The organism is Paenarthrobacter sp. NPDC089988, assembly GCF_044748465.1.
Taxonomy (GTDB): domain Bacteria; phylum Actinomycetota; class Actinomycetes; order Actinomycetales; family Micrococcaceae; genus Arthrobacter.
On record NZ_JBIVGD010000006.1, the window covers coordinates 39,184 to 56,484 of the forward strand.

Here is a 17,301-nt window from a genome sequence, read left to right on the forward strand (position 1 = left end):
TTCACCACGGCAATCGACACCCTTCAATAATCAGGTGTTGCGATCACCGCATGATTCGAAGGCTCCAGAACAACAACTACTGCCAGTCAGTTGGGTGGTTGGGCGACGGGGAGGCCGGGCGGCTGGGTGGTCAGGCGACGGCGGCCGCGGCGGGGCGCTCGGATTTGAGGCTCCTCCTGAGCTGGGGTGACGCGTCGAGCTTGTCTTGCGCAGCCCGGAGTGCGCGGACTGCCACCTCCAAGGATTCCGGCGGCAGGGTGTAGGGCACGCGCAGGTAATGCTCGAACGCGCCGCCCACCCCAAACCGCGGCCCTGCCGCCAAGCGGACACCGAAATCCGGGGCAAGGACGGTCAGGGCCGTGCTGCTCGGACCCGGCAGTCGGCACCATACCGTGAGTCCGCCACGGGGCCGCTCCACCTCCCACTCGGGAAGATGCCCTGCCAGCAATTCCATCAAAGCTGACCGGTTCTGCCGGAGCTCAGCCAGTCGGGCGTCCATCGGCTCGGAGTAGGCGCCCACCAGGCGGGCGGCGGCCAGTTGCTCCACGATCGGACCGCCCAGGTCCATGGTGGTCCTGGTGGTCACCAGGCGGTTGATGACCGATTCCTCGGCGCGGATCCACCCCGTGCGGAGGCCGGCCCAGTGGGACTTGCTCAGCGACCCGATGGAGACCACCGAGGAACTGAACGATGCCATCGGTGCTGCCGTGACGGCGTCGAGGTTCAACCCCCGCAGCGTCTCATCCACCACCAGGACCGTCCCGGCCAAAGCTGCGGCCCGTGCCAGGCGGCGCCGCTGAAGGTCGGGCATGATGCGGCCGGTGGGGTTATGGAAGTCCGGGACGAGGTAGGCCATGGCCGGACGTTGCTGGTTCATGGCAGCCACCATGGCATCGATGTCCCAGCCCACCCCGGCTCCGGCGGCCGGCATCGCCACCGGAAGCGGGCGGCACCCAGTGCCACGGATGGCGTCCAGGGCGTTTGGGTAGGAAGGGTGTTCCACCAGGACTTTGTCCTGTTTCCCTGCCAGGGTCTTCAGGACAATGTTCAACGCGTGCTGCGCCCCGGACGTCATCAGGATCTGATGGGCCGTGGTGGGAACGCCCTCGGCCGTGTACCTGTCCGCAATCGCCTGCCGGAGCGCAGGCACGCCCACTGCGTCATAGCCGAAGCCAGGCAAGAGGGCAGGGAGTTCGGTCAGCGCATCTGCGAAGGCGCGGTGCACCACCTCGCCCGCTGCCGGCAGCGATGCGTACGCCAGGTCCAGCAGTCCCTCGGGCGCTGCCAGCCCTGGCATGGTCACGGGCGAGCTGCGGTGCGGAATGCAGGTTCTGCCACGGCTGCCTTGGCCCGCCGTCAGGAAGCCCTGCTCCCGCAGCGTGGAGTAGGCTGCCGTCACCGTGGTCCTGCTCAGGCCCAGTGTTTGGGCCAACGCCCTTTCGCTCGGCAGTGCGACGTCCAGCGGGATTCGTCCGTCCATCACCAGTAAACGCACGACGTCGGCCAGCTCCCGGTAGGCGGGCAGGGCGCCGGAGTTCCAGGCGCCGAGGAGGCGGGTGAGCGCGGTGGGATTGAGTGAGCCTGGCACCAGTCCAGTATTTCAAACTGGCTATGGAATACAAGGCCAGTTTTTCGTGATGATGGATTCATGATGACCCGAAGAATCACCCAACTCCTGATCGGCCTCGCGATGTACGGCATTTCCCTTGCCATGTTCATCCGTGCCGGACTCGGCCTGGACCCGTGGGACGTGTTCCACCAAGGTGTGTCCCAGAAGACCGGATTCAGCATTGGGATCGTGGTCATCGCCGTTAGTTTCCTGGTGCTGCTGCTCTGGATTCCGCTGCGGCAAATGCCCGGCATCGGAACCCTCGCGAACGCTGTTCTGGTGGGCTTGTTTGCCGATCTGGGGCTTTGGCTGATTCCCGCGTTCTCGCATCTCGGTGGCCAGATTGCCATGCTGGCCGGGGCCGTGATCCTCAACGGCATCGCTTCCGCCTGCTACATCGGAGCCCGGCTGGGCCCAGGTGCGCGCGACGGCCTGATGACCGGGCTGGTGCGGCGGACGGGCTGGTCCGTTCGACTCGTGCGCACGGGAATCGAGGTTGTGGTCCTGGCGGTGGGCTGGCTGCTGGGTGGATCCGTCGGCGTGGGCACGGTGGTCTACGCCTTGGCGATCGGTCCGATTGTGCAGTTGTTGCTGCCGCGCTTCATGGTTCCGGAACAAAGCACGACGCCGGAACGAGCCGAGCCTGCGCAGGTCACCCCGGCGGCCTAGCGGCTGGCTTCGGCTGGCATCTGGGACAGTAATAGATATCGCGTTCCTCGGTGCCCTCCGGCGACCCCAGCAAGCCGTACTGGATGGGTGTTCCGCATCGCCTGCACGGCTGCCGCGTTCTTCCGTAGACCCAGTAGCCCGGACGCACGGCGCGTGGACCCAACGTGGAGCGTCGTCCGGGACCGAGGTTCTCGCCCAGAAGCCGCTTGGCGTCGCGGACGATCTTCGCCAGATCCGGGACTTGGCCAACCGGCAAGGCAGGGTGCACGCCGGACAGGAAACAGGAATCGCAGCGGTAGATGTTCCCGATCCCTGCGAGGTTCCGCTGATTCAGCAGGGCGTAGCCGATAGGAACATCCGGTTCAGCCTGCAGCCGCCGCAGGGCCTCAGCTTCGTCCCAGTCCGGCCCTAGGAGGTCCGGTCCAAGGTGGCCTACAATCTTGTCCTCTTCGCCGCTAGGCACAACCTCGAGGATGCCCAGCGAGAATCCCACCGCATCGGCCACCGCTGTCCGCAGCACGCAACGGGCCGTGTGCCCGGGCCTGGTCCAGCGGCCGCCCGGTGCGTAGACCATCCACGAACCCTCCATCTTCAAATGCGAATGGATGGTGAGGGCGCGTGGTTTCCGGCTGGCCCCAGGTTCTGTGTCCTCCGGACCCACCAGGCGCATCAGCAAATGTTTTCCGCGCGGCACAACCTCGGCCATGGTCCAACCGGCAAGGTTCAGCGTTGCGAAGCGCGGCACGCGAAAGTCCGAGGCCGTGATCACGTGGCCGGCAAGGGCCTGGTGGAGCTTATGGGCGGCGCGCCAGACGGAATCTCCCTCAGGCACGGATCCGCAATCCCTTCGGCGTCGAGTAGGCGCCGGCTGCGGCGAGGGCGGCGGCGATGGGTGTTTCCAGGAGGTCGTGACCGTTGACCTTCTCCATGAACAGCTTGTCCACGGCGCCTCGACGAACCACGCCCACCAGTGCCTCGGCAGCGACGGTGAGGGCAGCGTCGTCGTGGCTGAAGGTGAGCAGTGTCTTTCCGCCGCGTTCGACGTAAAGGACCAACGCGCCGTCGACCATCACCACCAACGCACCTGCTTTCCGTCCCGGCCGATGTCCCGAGCCGGCCTCGCCGGCCACCGACGGCCAGGGAAGGGCGGCTCCGTACGGATTCGCGGGGTCGGTTGCCGCGAGGGCCAGAGCCGACGGGTCTGGCTGGGCGATGCGGGCGTCCTCGGTGAAGGAGCGCAGCCGGTCAACGGTGGCGGGCACGGCGAACTGGGCTGCGCCGAGATGCTCAATGAAGTATCCGCGGCGGCAGCGACCGGCTTCCTCCAGTCGCGCGAGCACCTTGTACATGAGGCCGAAGCCGCCCAGGATGTTCTCTGCCATCACCGAACCCCGCGTAACCACCCCGTAGCGGTCCAGAAGGAGTTCGGCGGTTCCGCGGGCGTGGATGGTCGGGTCCAGTTCCGGCAGGGGGAGGGCGGACCAGCGTCCGACGGCGAGCGGCGGCGTGGGTGCCTGGGCTGCCACTGATCCATAGCGGCCACCGGTCAGCCCGGGTGATCCAAGGAGGCCCGCGCCGTGGCGGCCGAGTCGGCTCATGCGCGGCGCCCTGGCCCGGGGTGCCTTGGCCACTTGGCGATGGGCCGTCCGCCCGCCGGCGATCATGGCGCGCACCGGGGCAAAGGTGTCCCCGGTAACCCTTCCCGCCCAGACGAGGTCCCAGAGAGCGGAAACCACGGCGTCGTCGCTCAGCACGGCATCCATTCCACCGGCAACCTCCGTGAGTTGCCGGAAGAAGTAGCCGCCTCCCGCGCCCAGATAGTCCAGCAGGCGTTGCTGCGCGTCACCGGGTTCAAACTCCGGCGACGGGTTGAGCGTGAGCTCGGCGGAATCGGCAACGTGCAGGCTGATCCAGCCGTCGTTGCCGGGCAAGGATCCGGCGCCGGACCACAGGAGTTCGCCGGCTGCCATCAGTTCGTCCAGCATGGCGGGCTTGTAGTCGGCCACACGGCTCGCGAGGACCAGCGGCTCCCACGCCGAGGCCGGAACGGGGACGCCTGACAACTGGTCTACGGCCGTGATGATGCCGTCCAGCCCGCGGAGTGCCTGGCTGCGCGACTTTCCAGGTGCCGTGACGTTTTGCCACGCAGGAAGGAATCGCCCGTAGGCCGCGGCATCGACGGGTTCCACTTCTGCCCTGAGCGCCGCCAGGGACCGGCGCCGGAGTTTCCGAAGGACCTCGGAATCACACCATTCGCTGGACGGGGGAGCCTCAAGGCTCGTGACGTCAGGGTCGCGTGCCTGCGTTTCGAGCGCGGTGGCGTGCGGACGGAATTCGCCTTCCACCACGCGGCCGTCGGCGGCGAGCCGTTTCAATGCCGTATTGACCACGGCACCCCCGAGGCCCAGGCGTGTTGCTGCCTCGGACGCCGTGAATGGCCCATGAGTGCGGGCGTACCGAGAGACAAGATCACCCAGAGGATCGTTCACCGGCTCGATGAATGCCAGCGGCACACCCATCGGCAAGGGCACGCCGATGGCGTCGCGCAACCGGGCGGCGTCCTCCACGGCAGCAAAACGTTCGACGCCGCCAATGGTCACCTTGAGTGCGCGGTTGGCTTTCTGGAGTGCCTGGAGATGGGATCCGGCCTCGTCGGTGGTTGCGGAGGCGGGCACGTCCTGGTCAATGGAGGGCTGGTCCGGGGCCTGCAAGCGCTCGGCCACTTCATCCACGGCAAGGGGGCCCAGCAACCGCAGCAGGTCCGCCACGCCTTCCATGCCCTTGACGCGGCGGTCGGGGACCAGCCGTTGCAGTTCGCGTTCCGTGGTGTCGATGACCTTGGCGTCCAGGAGTTCGCGCAGTTCCACGCGTCCCAGGAGCTCGTTGAGGAGCGTGGAATCCAAGGCAAGCGCTGCGGCCCGGCGCTCGGCAAGGGGTGAATCGCCTTCATAGAGGAACTGGGCCACATAGCCAAACAACAAGGATTTGGCGAAGGGGGAAGGCTGCTGGGTGGTGGTCTGGACGATCCGGAGTTCGCGACGCTCAACGGACGCGGCGATGTCCTTCAACGCAGGCAGGTCGTAGACATCCTGCAGGCATTCCCGCACCGTTTCGAGGACGATGGGAAATGCCGGGTACTTCTTGGCCACGTCCAGCAACTGCGCCGAGCGTTGGCGCTGCTGCCATAGGGGTTGGCGTTTGGTGGGGTTCTGACGCGGCAGCAGCAGGGCCCGGGCAGCGCATTCGCGGAAGCGGGAAGCGAACAGGGCGCTGCCGCCAACCTCGGCGGTAACGATCTGTTCGAGTTCTTCGGGATCGAACAGGAAGAGTTCTGCGCCCGGCGGTTCGTCTTCCATCATGGGGACGCGGAGAACGATGCCGTCGTCCGCCGCCATCGCCGAGCCGTCCAGGCCATAGCGTTGCTGGAGGCGCTGGCCCACAGCGAGGGCCCAGGGTGCGTGGACCGGCATGCCGAAGGGACTGTGCAGGATCACCCGCCAGTCGCCCAGTTCATCATGGAAGCGTTCCACCACCAGGGTGCGGTCACTGGGAACGACTTCCGTGGCCTGCTTTTGCTCGTCCAGGTATTGGATCAGGTTGTTGGCCGCGAACGCATCCAAACCGCTGGCCTGGCACCGTTCCATGGCCGGAGCAGGGTCGGCAGCGGAGAGCTCCCTGATGAAAGCACCGAGTGCCCGGCCAAGGTCCACCGGCCGGCCCAGCGAGTCGCCTTTCCAAAAGGGGAGTTTCCCGGGCTGGCCGAAGGCGGGGGAGACCAGCACGCGGTCGTGGGTAATGTCCTCGATTTTCCAGCTGGTGGCACCCAGCGCGAAGATATCACCCACGCGCGACTCGTAAACCATTTCCTCATCGAGTTCGCCGACCCGACGGCCTCCCTTGGCCGCCCTCGCCGAACTGCTGGGACCATCGCCGTCGGCCCCGCCGGAAGAGCCGGTTCCCTCGACCTCAGTACCGATGATGTAGACGCCGAACAGCCCCCTGTCCGGGATGGTTCCACCGGAGGTGACAGCCAGACGCTGGGATCCAGGCCGTCCTTCGATGGTTCCGGCATGCCTGTCCCACACGATGCGCGGCCGGAGCTCGGCAAATTCATCCGAGGGGTACCTGCCGGCCAGGAGATCCAGCGTGGCCTCGAACGCCGAGCGCGGCAGGCTGGCAAAGGGCGCGGACCGGCGGACTGTGCTGAACCACTCTTCGACGTCGATGCTGCCCAGCGCCGTGGCGGCCACGGTCTGTTGCGCCAAAATATCCAAGGGGTTGGTGGGGATGCTGAGCCGCTCAATCTGGCCGCTGAGCATCCGTTCCACGGTGACGCTGGTGTGCAGCAGGTCCGCCCGATGCTTCGGGAAGAGGACGCCTTCGGAGATCTCACCCACTTGGTGTCCCGCGCGGCCGACGCGCTGCAGGCCGCTGGCCACGGACGGCGGCGACTCCACCTGGATGACCAGGTCCACGGCGCCCATGTCGATGCCGAGTTCAAGCGAAGACGTGGCAACGACGCAGCGCAGCCTGCCGGATTTCAGGTCGTCCTCGATCATGGCACGCTGGTCCTTGGACACGGAGCCGTGATGTGCCCGCGCCAGGACCGGGTCTGCTCCGGTGGTGCTTCCGGCTTGGGCCATCATGTGGGCCGGGGTGGCCGTGGACGTGGGGGACTTGGCGGAGGAACCGCCCGGCGATGCGACGGCTGCGGGAGCCGGCGCTGTGTCCCAGTTGTCCGAACCGCCCTGCCCGGGAGACTCGTCCCAGGCGGATCCAGCGTCGGCCATCAACTGCCGCTCTGCGTAGATCTCGTTGAGCCGGGCGGTCAGGCGCTCGGAGAGGCGACGGGAATTGGCGAACACGATGGTGGATTGCTTGGAAAGGACAAGATCTACGATCTGTTCCTCCACATGCGGCCAAATGGAGGCCTGCGGCTGCAACCCAGAGGCGGGGCCGGAATCGAAAGCCCCCGAAGCACCCTGCAGGTCTGACATGTCCTCCACAGGGACCGTGACGGTGAGGTTCCAGTTCTTCTTGGACGGCGGAGCCACGATCTCCACCGGAGCATGGCCGGCCAGGAACTGTGCCACGAGTTCACGGGGCTGCACCGTTGCCGAAAGCCCGATGCGCTGCGCCGGCTTGGGCAGCAGCGCGTCGAGCCGCTCCAATGACACCGCGAGGTGGGCGCCACGCTTGGTGCCAGCCACGGCGTGGACCTCGTCAATGATGATGGTGTCCACTTCGCTCAGCGTTTCCCGGGCACGGGAGGTCAGCATGAGGAAGAGGGACTCCGGGGTGGTGATGAGGATGTCCGGCGGGTTTGTCAACAGCGTACGGCGATCTGCCGCCGTCGTATCTCCGGAGCGGACGCCTACCGTCACGAGGGGAGCCGGCAACCCCAAACGCTTGGCAGTTTGCGTGATGCCGATCAGCGGGGAGCGGAGGTTGCGTTCCACGTCCACGCCCAGTGCCTTCAGGGGCGAGATGTAAAGGACGCGCGTCTTGGTTTTCGGCTTCCTGGGCCGCTTGCCTGCGGGGACCTCTTCCAATCCGGGCAGAGTGTCCGAGGGTGTTGAATGCAGACGATCCAAAGCCCAGAGGAAGGCCGCGAGCGTTTTGCCCGAGCCGGTCGGAGCCACCACCAGAGCGTGGGAGCCGGAGGAGATGGCGTTCCATGCACCATCTTGGGCAGGCGTGGGCACGTTGAATGCGCCGAGGAACCATTCCCTGGTTGCCTGGCTGAAACGGCTGATGGCGCCGGAAGACGCCTGCTGCTCCTGCATTCCTCCATCATGCCCCACGGCACGGACAGAATAAGGTCCGGCAGTCTGAACGCCAGATCACGCCCGGGCCGGGGTGGAGGTCAGACTGCCTGGAAGGCGGTGATGCTCAGGAGCTTGATGCCTGCGTTGCTGCAAGCATCGTGCGGTTCGGCGACGAACAGGGAGGCCGTATCTTCCGGTGGGTAGATCCGGTAGCCGGCCGCCGCAACCTTGGTGCAGTCGCCGTAGTTCCCCGCCTGGGTGTAACGTAGTTCGGCCCACGCCGCCTTGCCCGGTGCCAGCTCGATCTTGGTGACGGGCGTGGTTGTCTCCCGCGTTGCGGGTTCGCCGATCGGTGCCCCGTTGGCGTCGGCCGTCAGGGAGACCCCGGCAAAGCCTTCAAGGGTGCACGTGGCAGAACCGGAGTTGGTCAGGATCAGCTTCTCGTAGATGCTGCCCGCTGCGCCACCGCCGGTGGAGTCCGTGGTGGCCGTGAGCGAGGCCGCCTTGCACAACCCCGGACCTGCCGGTGCTGCGGAGGTTACCGGCGTCGACGGCGAAGCGGACGCCGAAGGAGAGGCCGAGGTCTGCGAGGGAGACGGTGATGACGAAGTAGGCGGGGCGCTGCTGGTTCCCGCAGGGCTGGGGCTGGGTCCACAGGCGGCAATAAGCAGCAGTGACGCGGCCGCCGTCGTCGTTAAAAGTCCGGTTTTGATGCGCTGAGTCCACATGGGCACCAGCCTTGCCTCGGCCGTGGCACGAGTCAATCGAGCCACGGCCGGGGCGGCGGATTGGCGCCCGGATCGTAATCTTCCGGGCGCCGACCAGCTACTTGGTCGCCTTGGACCGCCGGAAGAAAGCCGCCGCGCCCAGGACCAAGCCGGCAATTCCGGCCAGCATGCCGGCCCAGCTGCGCGCTGTGGAACCGTCGTCGGTCACCGAGGACGCCTGCTCGGTGGCTACGGTGCTGGCACCGTGGTGGTCGCCTTCTGACTCTGCCGGGGTGATGGTCACGGACGGGGCGGGGGACTTCAGGTCGTGCTCGCTCTGTCCATCCTTGGGGATTTCCGACCAGTCAGTCTGCCCCTGCCCGCACGTCTGCAGTGTGGGGAAGTAGATGGTCTTGCCCGCTGCGTCCGGCAGCTTGACGGACAGGACCAAAGCGTCTCGCAGGTGCGGATCCAAGGGGGTCTTGGCCGTGTAGACGATCTGGCTGGTCCGCTTGGTGATGGACGTGCCGTCGTCGAGCTTCTTGGGTTCGGCGAGTGTTTCAGTCACCTTCTCGGCGGTCCAGTTGGCGTTGACCGTGGGCGTTGCGTCCGTCAGTTCCTGCGGGAGGTTGATGGTGACCTTGGTAGTGGCGGAGGTATCGCAACCGTGCGGGATGCCAAAGGTCACCAGCGCGTACGAGTTGGCGGCGGTCTTGTTCGGATCGGCGGAGACGTGCGCCGATGCTCCGGCGAGTCCCGCCATCATCAGGGCAGCGGTGCCACCGGCGACGGCGGTTGCGGACAGGGTACGGCGGAGGGTGGAGTTTTTCACGGGATGGCCTTTCAGGGTGCGCCTGGAAGCGGCGCGGGGTACGGGTTTGGAGCCCGTCACCGTGGAAGGCTGGTGCCGGGCGGAACTAAAGACGTACGACGGCGGCTGGCGGGCCGCGGCGGCTGTCCTGCCTTAGGTTCCGCCAAGGGCGGGGGAGGTAAACGTCAGGTGCGCCGACGGCGACAGGCGTGGCACCGGCGTCGGGCTTGAAAAGCAACGACGGAAGGGTGACCAGCGGACGAAGCCACGCCGCAAGCTGCCACAGCGCGTCTTCGCCCTTGGCGAGCACGGCCGCCGAAGCAACTGTTGCCATCACGTGCGCAATGAACATCAGGACACCGGCCGTGGTGCCAAGCTCGTGCAGGTGGGTGGCCGGATCCACGATGGGCATCAGGCTCTCCGTCCCGAGGTGATGACCTCCGGCAGGAGCTGCCGCGTCGATCGGTGCCAAAGACGTAAAAGCCTGGTGCAACGCCAGTTGACTGGCCCCCAGCAGTGCCGTCATGGCCGCGAAGTTCAGCTTGAAACGGGTTGCGAGCGTTGCCGCTAGCCCGGTCAGCGCGATCAGTGCCGTGAGTACCGGAGCCGTGGGGAGCACCCCGCCGCCAAGAACGTGGGCTCCCGCGGCCAGCAGGACGACCACCACGGAAAGTGCGCCGGACCGCAGCGCGTGGAAGGGCGAGCGGAGCTGCGAAGCGCGCACGGAGTCCTCCCTTTGTTCGCCGGCTGGGTTGGTAACGGCTTTGATTCTATCGGGAGTTCGTTGTCCTGCCATCCGCGGATTGCTCCTTGGCCGACTCTGATGCGGCGACCGCCCGGGGAGTGGATTGGCGAGCTTGAGCGGGACGTCCGTGTTCTCATCCGTCAGGGTCAGGGTCCGTCCTGTTTGGGCTTGGGAGTGAAGGTGGGCCCCGGCGGTGCCGGAACGCGCGCCGGATCGGTGGTGGGACGACGACGGCGGAGCTCAAGTGCCAGGCTTTCCTCACCCCGCGCCATGGCCCAGTGGTGGTTGGCCGAGAAAGCTGGTTTCAGGAGCCAACTGAGTCTCCGCAACAGGGGCTTGGCGGTGCTGACGCGCCAGTCGTAGGTGATCACAACCTCGGGACCGTCCGTCTCGAAGGTCCACCTGCCCGTTCCGTTGAGGTCGCCCTTGGCCGTGAGCGCGAAGCCGTGGAGGGTAACCGGCTCTGTGACCGTCAGCCTCCAACGAAGGGTGTAGGGCAGCCAGCCCTTGGTATGGAGATCGAAGGAGTTGCCGACGCTATCCGGGCTTCCTGTGCTCACCGGCGTGACCTCAAGATAGACAGCCGGCCACCATCGTTTCAGGGTGCCCGCGTCTCCCAGGACATCCACTACTTCCTGCAGCGTTCCCGCCACGCGCCACACAGTGACGAACTCGTAGTCGGTGCTCTTGCCTGTCCTGCTGGTTGACCCGGCCATTGTTGCCTCCACGGTCCGTGCGGCTCCGAGGGTGTCCTTGTGGCATCCGTGAATAATGTACCGCCGGGCGGCGGTGGGGGTTAGATGCCGGAGCTTGAGGGTAGGCCTCCCCATGCCCTCGCGGGTGGCGCTGGGTTAGCATGGAGCCGAAATTCTCCATCGAAAGGATTTACCCATGCGCAAAACAACCCGACGCGTCACATTGGCGCTCACGTCTGTGGCGGCCAGCCTTGTCCTCGGCGGCACGCTGAGTGTCGCTGCTCCCGCACAGGCCGAGGCCGCTGGACGTTGCGTTGACTACAACTACAGTTACGGCGGGTACTCCAGCTGTGTCGGCAACATCCAGACCCTGCTGAACGCCTTCCGCACCCGCATCGGTTCGCCATATGGCACGCTCGCCGTGGACAACTCCTATGGCCCGGCCACCCGCAACGCCGTTATCGGATTCCAGCGCTATTGGGGGCTCCAGGCTGACGGCATTGTTGGCCCGCGGACGTGGAACATTCTGTGCGCGCCGCAGATGGGACCCGGCCCGATCAGCTGGTACCCGTACTCTGCTGCACGTGCGTCGGGATGCAACATCTAGCCCAGGCGGCGGTCTGGCAGTTATCCACAGGCTGAAGGCCGCCGTTTCGCTCTTTGGCGTAACCCCCCGGCAAATTGTTGGCATCACACAATCCCTGCTTTGGCGCATCTCGCTATGCGCTGAAAGGAATTCCATGAGCCACGACCAGCCAAACCCAACTCCGCCACCGGGCTACCAGCCGCCCCCGGGCTACGAGCCGCCGGGCTACCAGCCGCCGCCGGAGTTCCAGCAATCGCCTGGCTACCAACAACCGGACGGCTACCAGCCGCCGCCCGCGTACCGGGGCGCCGGACAGCCCTTTCAGGCACCGCCGGGATTTGAGCCAAGCATTCAGCCTCCGGCGGTGTCTGACAAGACGTTCCTGGTGACGTGGCTCCTCTCCCTTTTCTTGGGCGGGCTCGGGGCGGACCGCTTTTATCTCGGAAAGATCGGCACTGGTATCGCCAAATTGCTGACTCTCGGGGGCTTGGGTATCTGGGCTCTCGTGGACCTCGCCTTCACGCTGCTCAACCTGCAGACTGACAAGGAGGGGCGCAAGCTGGCGGCATATGACCAGCACAAACTTGTTGCCCTCATCGTTTCGGTGGTGCTGGTGGCCGGTGGCCTCTTTGCTGGTGTGGCCCGGACTGCCTCAGCGTTAGCGGATGCCATGGAGCCTCCGACTGTTTCTGAAGAGCGCGAACCGCTCGCCAAACCTCTTCCCACCACCTCCAGCGCTCCCAAGACCAAGACCAATAGCCGCGGCAACCTTGAAATGGCTCTGGGTGATGTGGGGACTCTCAACGACCGCGGCGCCAAGGGTGCTGTCCAGGTCAAGTTCATTGTCAACAGCATCAAGCCGGTGGCCTGCACCAGGCCGTATGCCCGTGCGGCAGAGAACGGCAAACTCCTGGCCGTTGACATCAGCGCTGAAACTACGCCGGAGTTGGCCAACGCTGTGATTCCGCGGTTCGACCTGAGCGGCTACGACTTCAAGTTCATCGGTACGGATGGCAAGACCTTCAACGGTTCCCTGAGCGGACCTGCTACCTACTCGTGCCTTGATGATTCCGAGACATTTCCCATCTCCGGGATGGGGCCGGGCGAGAAAGCAGAGGGCGTGGTGATCATTGATGTGCCCGCGTCATCGGGAACCCTGATCCTCAAGCCGGCCCTTTCCGGCGGTTTTGAATACAAGTTCTAGCCAAAGCGAAAGGCCCCTGTTCCCTTCAAACAAAGGGAACCGGGGCCTTTCTACGTGGCGGTGACGGTGGGATTTGAACCCACGTTGGCTTTTACACCAAACAACATTTCGAGTGTTGCACCTTCGGCCGCTCGGACACGTCACCAACTGAAATAGGGTACCGGAGGTGGGTGCTGTTCCCCAAAACGGGGCGGCAAGAGTGCCGCAGGACACACGCCAACTTCCGTCCAGGGCACCCCGGCGATAGATTCATCAGTATCATGACTATCTCCAAAGAGCGCACAGCCCCAAGCGAGGCCACGGCATACTGGGTCATCAGGTCCGGACACGGTGAGTTGCGTCCGGAAACGCTGCCCACCCCGCAACAGGACGAGGCATTGGTCAGGACGCTGTACTCGGGAGTCAGCCGCGGTACCGAACGCGTTGTCCACGAAGGACGTGTCCCGCCCAGGGTCGCCGAGCGGATGCACGCCCCGCACCAAGAGGGCGATTTTCCGGGACCGGTGAAGTACGGCTACTTGAACGTCGGCGTCGTGGAAGCAGGGCCACAGGAGTGGTTGGGCAAGACCGTCTTCAGCCTCCACCCTCATCAGGACTACTACGTGGTCCCCACAAGCCAACTCACTGAGATCCCCAACGCCATCCCCGCTCGTCGGGCTGTCCTGACCGGCATCGTGGAAGTGGCCGTCAACGCACTGTGGGAAGCCGGGCCGCGCCTGGGTGACCGGGTCGCCGTCGTCGGTGGTGGCCTGGTGGGCGGCGCGTTGGCGACGCTCCTGCGGAAGTACCCACTGGGTCGACTGCAGTTGGTGGACGCCGACCCGGCAAAGCAAGAGCTCGCTCGGACGCTTGGCATCGACTTCGCGGAACCGCACGAAGCCAGGAACGACTGCGACATAGTCTTCCACTGCTCCGCCACGGATGAAGGCCTCAAGCTCAGCCTCCAGCTGGCCGGGGACGATTCCGACGTTATCGAGCTTTCCTGGTTCGCGGACAAGGAAGTTACCCTGCCGCTCGGCGAGGATTTCCACGCCCGCCGGCTCACCATCCGGTCCAGCCAAGTGGGCGAGGTGGCCATGCCCCGCCGGCACAGGCGGACCACCTCGCAGCGACTGGAAACCGCGGTAGCCGCGCTGGAGGATCCGCTGTTCGATACGTTCCTGACGAGTGAGTGCGTGTTCCGGAACCTGCCCGGCACGCTTGCAGATTTGTTGGAAAAGCCGGGTGGTTTTTGCCACGTGGTCGCCTATCCGAAGCCGGAGGAGTAAGACATGTTCAGCCTGACCGTCCGACGCCATTTCATGATCGCCCACAGCCTTCCCCGGGAAGCGTTCGGGCCCGCGCAGGGCCTGCACGGGGCAACGTTCGTTGCCGAAGTCTCGTTCCGGCGCTCCAAGCTCAATGACGACGCCATTGTGCTGGACATCGGCGCTGCCGGGAGCATCCTCGATGACGTCCTGGCGGACCTGAATTACAAGAACCTGGACGAACACCCCGCTTTCACGGGCAAACTATCCACCACGGAGGCCCTTGCCCAACACATCGCCGGGGCCGTGGCAGCCCGGATCACCGAAACCGCCGACGGGAGGGCGCTCGCTGGGATCGACGTAATCCTCCGCGAGAACCCGGACGCGTGGGCGGGCTTCTCGCTGGAGTTCCCGGGCGACTGATTTGGACATCCGGCTCATCGTTCCCGGCAACGTCCGCCACGGCTCGGGCGGCAACAGGTACAACGCCAAGCTTGCCGAGCACTTGGAGGCCCTGGGTGCCGCTGTTGAGACGGTGACGGTCGACGGCGGCTGGCCGGTTGGCAGCCCGGCGGACAGGCAGCGCTTCGCGGACGCGCTCGACGGCGGCGCAACCGTGATTGCCGACGGCTTGGTTGCGGGTGGGGCCCCGGATGAGGTGGCCACCGCTGTGGGTAACGGCACCAGGGTATGGATCCTGTCCCATATGGCACTCTCGGAGCATCCTGCGCTTGAAAGACGGGCGTTGGCCGCGGCCACCGGCGTGATTTGCCCCAGCAACCATGCCGCCGGCGAGTTGCGGGCCAGGCACGGCCCCTCCGGGATAGTTGTAGCGCGGCCCGGGACCGAGACTGCCGGGGAAGCAAACGGGTCAGAGCCCCCGCACATAGTTGCTGTCGCGGCCCTGCTGCCCAACAAGCAACAGGCCCTGCTTGTGGAAGCGCTGGCCAGCCTCCAGGACCTGCCATGGACGGCCGCGCTGATCGGTTCGCAGGACGCGGACCCGGACTATGCCGCCGAGGTGAGGGCCGCCGTCGAACGTCACGGGCTCGAAGGCCGCCTTGCGGTCACCGGAGAGCTCACCGGAACACCCCTCGAACGCCAATGGCTCGCTGCCGACCTGAGCGTCCTGATCTCGAAGTCCGAGTCGTTCGGGATGGTCGTGGTGGAGTCCTTGGCACACGGCGTGCCTGTGTTTGTGAAACAGGGGACAGGGGCGGTGGAGGCACTGGGCAGCAGTGGCGCTGGGCAAGCCGTAAAGATCGCCGGTCCGAGCGACCTCGCGGAGGCCATCCGTGCCTGGCTCACTGACGCGTCGCTGAGGACGGAGTGGCGCCAGGCTGCCGTGACAGCCCGTCGCACGCTTCCGGGCTGGGATGCCACGGCCCGAACAGTCCTGGATGCCCTCACCGCGGGCGCCTGAACAACAAGAGTTCTGGGGCACAATGGGGCCATGACACCCACTGTGCCTGCAGCCGCAACCCTCACTCCCGAGCGACTCCGTGCCTGGGCCTGGCACAAACAGGGACTCGACGGCTCATTGCGTGGCATGACGTCGGAGCAGGTGCTGGACCACGCAGGCTGGGCCCGTTCCGTAGGTGGGGCCAACCCCTACCTGGGGCTGTTTGCCCGCGCCGGAATATCGCGCGAACAGGCAGACCGGGACGTCGCCGCACAGAGGATCCACGAACTTCCTGTTGCCCGCGGCTGCACGTATGTGTTGGGCCAAAGCGACTACGCCTGGGGCCTGCAAGTGGGCCGGGATGCTGCGTTGGCCTCGTTCAAGGTACTTGCGAGGCTGGGCGTGGAGCGTGGCGAAATCAGCCTGCTGGAAGACGAAGTGGAGCACGTCCTCAAGAACGCCGGCGCCCCCATGGACCCCAAGCAACTCAAGGACGAGCTGGGTGATTCCGTCCGCAACCTCGGCGAGGAAGGCAAGAAGAAGGGTGCCTCCACCACGCTGCCCACGGCCCTGGGACTTCTCCAGGCCGACGGCCGCATCCGCCGGGTGCCCGTCAACGGGCGCCTGGACCAGCAGCGTTACGCCTACACAGCTTGGAACCTGCCGCCCAGCGGAATGGACGACGACGGCGCCCGCCGCTTGCTGCTCGAACGGTACTTGCGCTGGACGGGCGGAGCGACGCTGAAGCAGAGCCAGTGGTTCACCGCGTTCACCGTGGCACAAAGCAAGGCGGCGCTCGCCGCCGTCGACGCGGTCGAGGTGACTACGGCGGCCGGTGACGTCCTGTGGATGCTGCCTGCCGACGTCGAACGTTTGGCTGCGTTCGAGGAACTGCGCGAAGAGCAGATCCACCTGCTTGCCGGCACCGACTCACTGGTCCTCCACAGGCGCAACTCGGCGGACATGTTCGCCGACCAGGACAAAGGCAAGAAGGTGCTGGACACCACCCTGGCCCTGCAGGCCGACCTGCCGGACCACCCCATCCTGGACCGGGGACGGATTATCGGGCTCTGGCAGTACGACCCGGGCAAGGAACGCATCGCGGCATGGACGTTCGAGCCGCCCACGCCCGCGGTAAGGCAGCGGATCGCCGAGGTTGAAGCGTGGATCCGGGACGAACTGGGCGACTTCCGCTCCTTCAGCCTCGATTCGCCGGCGTCGCGCCAGGTTCGGATCGACGCGTTGGACGAGGCTGCCGGACGCTGAGGCCTGCCGGTCGCAACCTCAGCCAGGCAGATAACTCAGGCGGGGGAGCGGTGCTCCGCTGCCGGTACGCGATGCGCCGCGAAGAAGTCCTTCAACAGCGCAGCGCATTCTTTCTCCCGCACGCCCGCGTAGACCTCAACCCAGTGGTTGAGGCGGCGCTCGCGGAGGATATCGAACACGGAGCCCACGGCCCCGGCTTTCTCGTCCCACGCGCCAAAAACGACGCGCGGGATCCGGGCCAGGACGATCGCCCCGGCACACATGGCGCACGGCTCGAGCGTGACAACAAGCGTGCAGTCTTCCAGGCGCCAGCCGTCGCCGCCCTCACCCAGCTCAAGCGCGTGCCGTTGCAGGGCCGCAGCCGCCTGGCGGATGGCGACAATCTCGGCGTGCGCGGTCGGGTCGCCGTGCGCCTCCCGTTCGTTGCGACCGGAACCCAGCACACCGCCGTCGGGCCCTAAAACCACCGCACCAATCGGCACGTCGTCCGTTTCGAGCGCCAGCCGTGCCTCATCCAGGGCAAGGCCCATCCAGGCAGTGTGTTCTGCGTGATACGGCTCGGTAGCGCTCATGTCTCAATGATAGTTTTGGG

15 protein-coding genes and 1 tRNA gene are annotated in these 17,301 nt (G+C 66.0%); 7 read left to right on the plus strand and 9 right to left on the minus strand.

Features of this window, described 5'->3' with window-relative positions:
* Window positions 1-130: 130 nt before the first annotated feature.
* Window positions 131-1,588, minus strand: a complete 1,458-nt coding sequence (locus tag ACIPV6_RS09375) for a PLP-dependent aminotransferase family protein (protein WP_400270609.1) — start codon at window positions 1,586-1,588, stop codon at window positions 131-133.
* Between the two features lie 60 nt (window positions 1,589-1,648).
* Here ACIPV6_RS09375 and ACIPV6_RS09380 point away from each other — a divergent pair, with 60 nt between their 5' ends.
* Window positions 1,649-2,278 (plus strand): YitT family protein, encoded by a 630-nt coding sequence (locus tag ACIPV6_RS09380; protein ID WP_400270610.1) that lies wholly within the window; start codon window positions 1,649-1,651, stop codon window positions 2,276-2,278.
* On the opposite strand, the gene ACIPV6_RS09385 is transcribed toward ACIPV6_RS09380, so the two are convergent.
* The 6 genes from ACIPV6_RS09385 to ACIPV6_RS09410 all read right to left on the minus strand — a co-directional run bounded on the left by ACIPV6_RS09385 (window position 2,262) and on the right by ACIPV6_RS09410 (window position 11,025).
* Window positions 2,262-3,110, minus strand: a complete 849-nt coding sequence (locus ACIPV6_RS09385) for a DNA-formamidopyrimidine glycosylase family protein (protein ID WP_400270611.1) — start codon at window positions 3,108-3,110, stop codon at window positions 2,262-2,264. The genes ACIPV6_RS09380 and ACIPV6_RS09385 overlap by 17 nt on opposite strands.
* Window positions 3,103-8,064 (minus strand): ATP-dependent helicase, encoded by a 4,962-nt coding sequence (locus ACIPV6_RS09390; RefSeq protein ID WP_400270612.1) that lies wholly within the window; start codon window positions 8,062-8,064, stop codon window positions 3,103-3,105. The genes ACIPV6_RS09385 and ACIPV6_RS09390 overlap by 8 nt, the downstream gene beginning before the upstream one ends.
* Window positions 8,065-8,144: 80 nt before the next feature.
* Entirely contained in the window at window positions 8,145-8,774 is a 630-nt protein-coding gene (locus ACIPV6_RS09395) for a DUF4232 domain-containing protein (RefSeq protein WP_400270613.1), read from the minus strand.
* Window positions 8,775-8,871: 97 nt separating this feature from the next.
* Window positions 8,872-9,519, minus strand: coding sequence for a YcnI family protein (locus ACIPV6_RS09400; RefSeq protein WP_400270738.1), 648 nt, complete (start codon window positions 9,517-9,519; stop codon window positions 8,872-8,874).
* A 151-nt stretch (window positions 9,520-9,670) separates the two neighbouring features.
* Window positions 9,671-10,360, minus strand: coding sequence for a hypothetical protein (locus ACIPV6_RS09405; protein ID WP_400270614.1), 690 nt, complete (start codon window positions 10,358-10,360; stop codon window positions 9,671-9,673).
* 95 nt (window positions 10,361-10,455) lie between these two features.
* Window positions 10,456-11,025 (minus strand): SRPBCC family protein, encoded by a 570-nt coding sequence (locus ACIPV6_RS09410; protein ID WP_400270615.1) that lies wholly within the window; start codon window positions 11,023-11,025, stop codon window positions 10,456-10,458.
* 175 nt (window positions 11,026-11,200) lie between these two features.
* On the opposite strand from ACIPV6_RS09410, the gene ACIPV6_RS09415 reads away from it, so the two are divergent.
* Both ACIPV6_RS09415 and ACIPV6_RS09420 read left to right on the plus strand, forming a co-directional pair.
* Window positions 11,201-11,611: a peptidoglycan-binding protein gene (locus ACIPV6_RS09415; RefSeq protein WP_400270616.1), complete on the plus strand. Its 411-nt coding sequence runs from the start codon at window positions 11,201-11,203 to the stop codon at window positions 11,609-11,611.
* A 133-nt stretch (window positions 11,612-11,744) separates the two neighbouring features.
* The gene (locus ACIPV6_RS09420; protein WP_400270617.1) at window positions 11,745-12,794 is read left to right on the plus strand and encodes a TM2 domain-containing protein; all 1,050 of its coding nucleotides are present in this window, start codon (window positions 11,745-11,747) and stop codon (window positions 12,792-12,794) included.
* A 55-nt stretch (window positions 12,795-12,849) separates the two neighbouring features.
* Here the strand turns inward: ACIPV6_RS09420 and ACIPV6_RS09425 are convergent.
* Window positions 12,850-12,939 (minus strand) — tRNA-Ser (locus tag ACIPV6_RS09425).
* Between the two features lie 115 nt (window positions 12,940-13,054).
* On the opposite strand from ACIPV6_RS09425, the gene ACIPV6_RS09430 reads away from it, so the two are divergent.
* The 4 genes from ACIPV6_RS09430 to ACIPV6_RS09445 are packed head-to-tail and all read left to right on the plus strand — an operon-like array spanning window position 13,055 to window position 16,709.
* A complete protein-coding gene (locus ACIPV6_RS09430) occupies window positions 13,055-14,062 on the plus strand; it encodes a zinc-binding alcohol dehydrogenase (protein WP_400270618.1) in 1,008 nt (335 codons plus the stop codon).
* 3 nt (window positions 14,063-14,065) lie between these two features.
* A complete protein-coding gene (locus ACIPV6_RS09435; RefSeq protein WP_400270619.1) occupies window positions 14,066-14,464 on the plus strand; it encodes a 6-pyruvoyl trahydropterin synthase family protein in 399 nt (132 codons plus the stop codon).
* 1 nt (window position 14,465) lies between these two features.
* Window positions 14,466-15,464: a glycosyltransferase family 4 protein gene (locus ACIPV6_RS09440; protein ID WP_400270620.1), complete on the plus strand. Its 999-nt coding sequence runs from the start codon at window positions 14,466-14,468 to the stop codon at window positions 15,462-15,464.
* A 30-nt stretch (window positions 15,465-15,494) separates the two neighbouring features.
* Window positions 15,495-16,709, plus strand: a complete 1,215-nt coding sequence (locus ACIPV6_RS09445) for a DNA glycosylase AlkZ-like family protein (RefSeq protein ID WP_400270621.1) — start codon at window positions 15,495-15,497, stop codon at window positions 16,707-16,709.
* Window positions 16,710-16,744: 35 nt separating this feature from the next.
* Here ACIPV6_RS09445 and ACIPV6_RS09450 read toward each other — a convergent pair whose 3' ends face one another.
* Window positions 16,745-17,281, minus strand: a complete 537-nt coding sequence (locus ACIPV6_RS09450; protein WP_400270622.1) for a nucleoside deaminase — start codon at window positions 17,279-17,281, stop codon at window positions 16,745-16,747.
* Window positions 17,282-17,301: the final 20 nt, after the last annotated feature.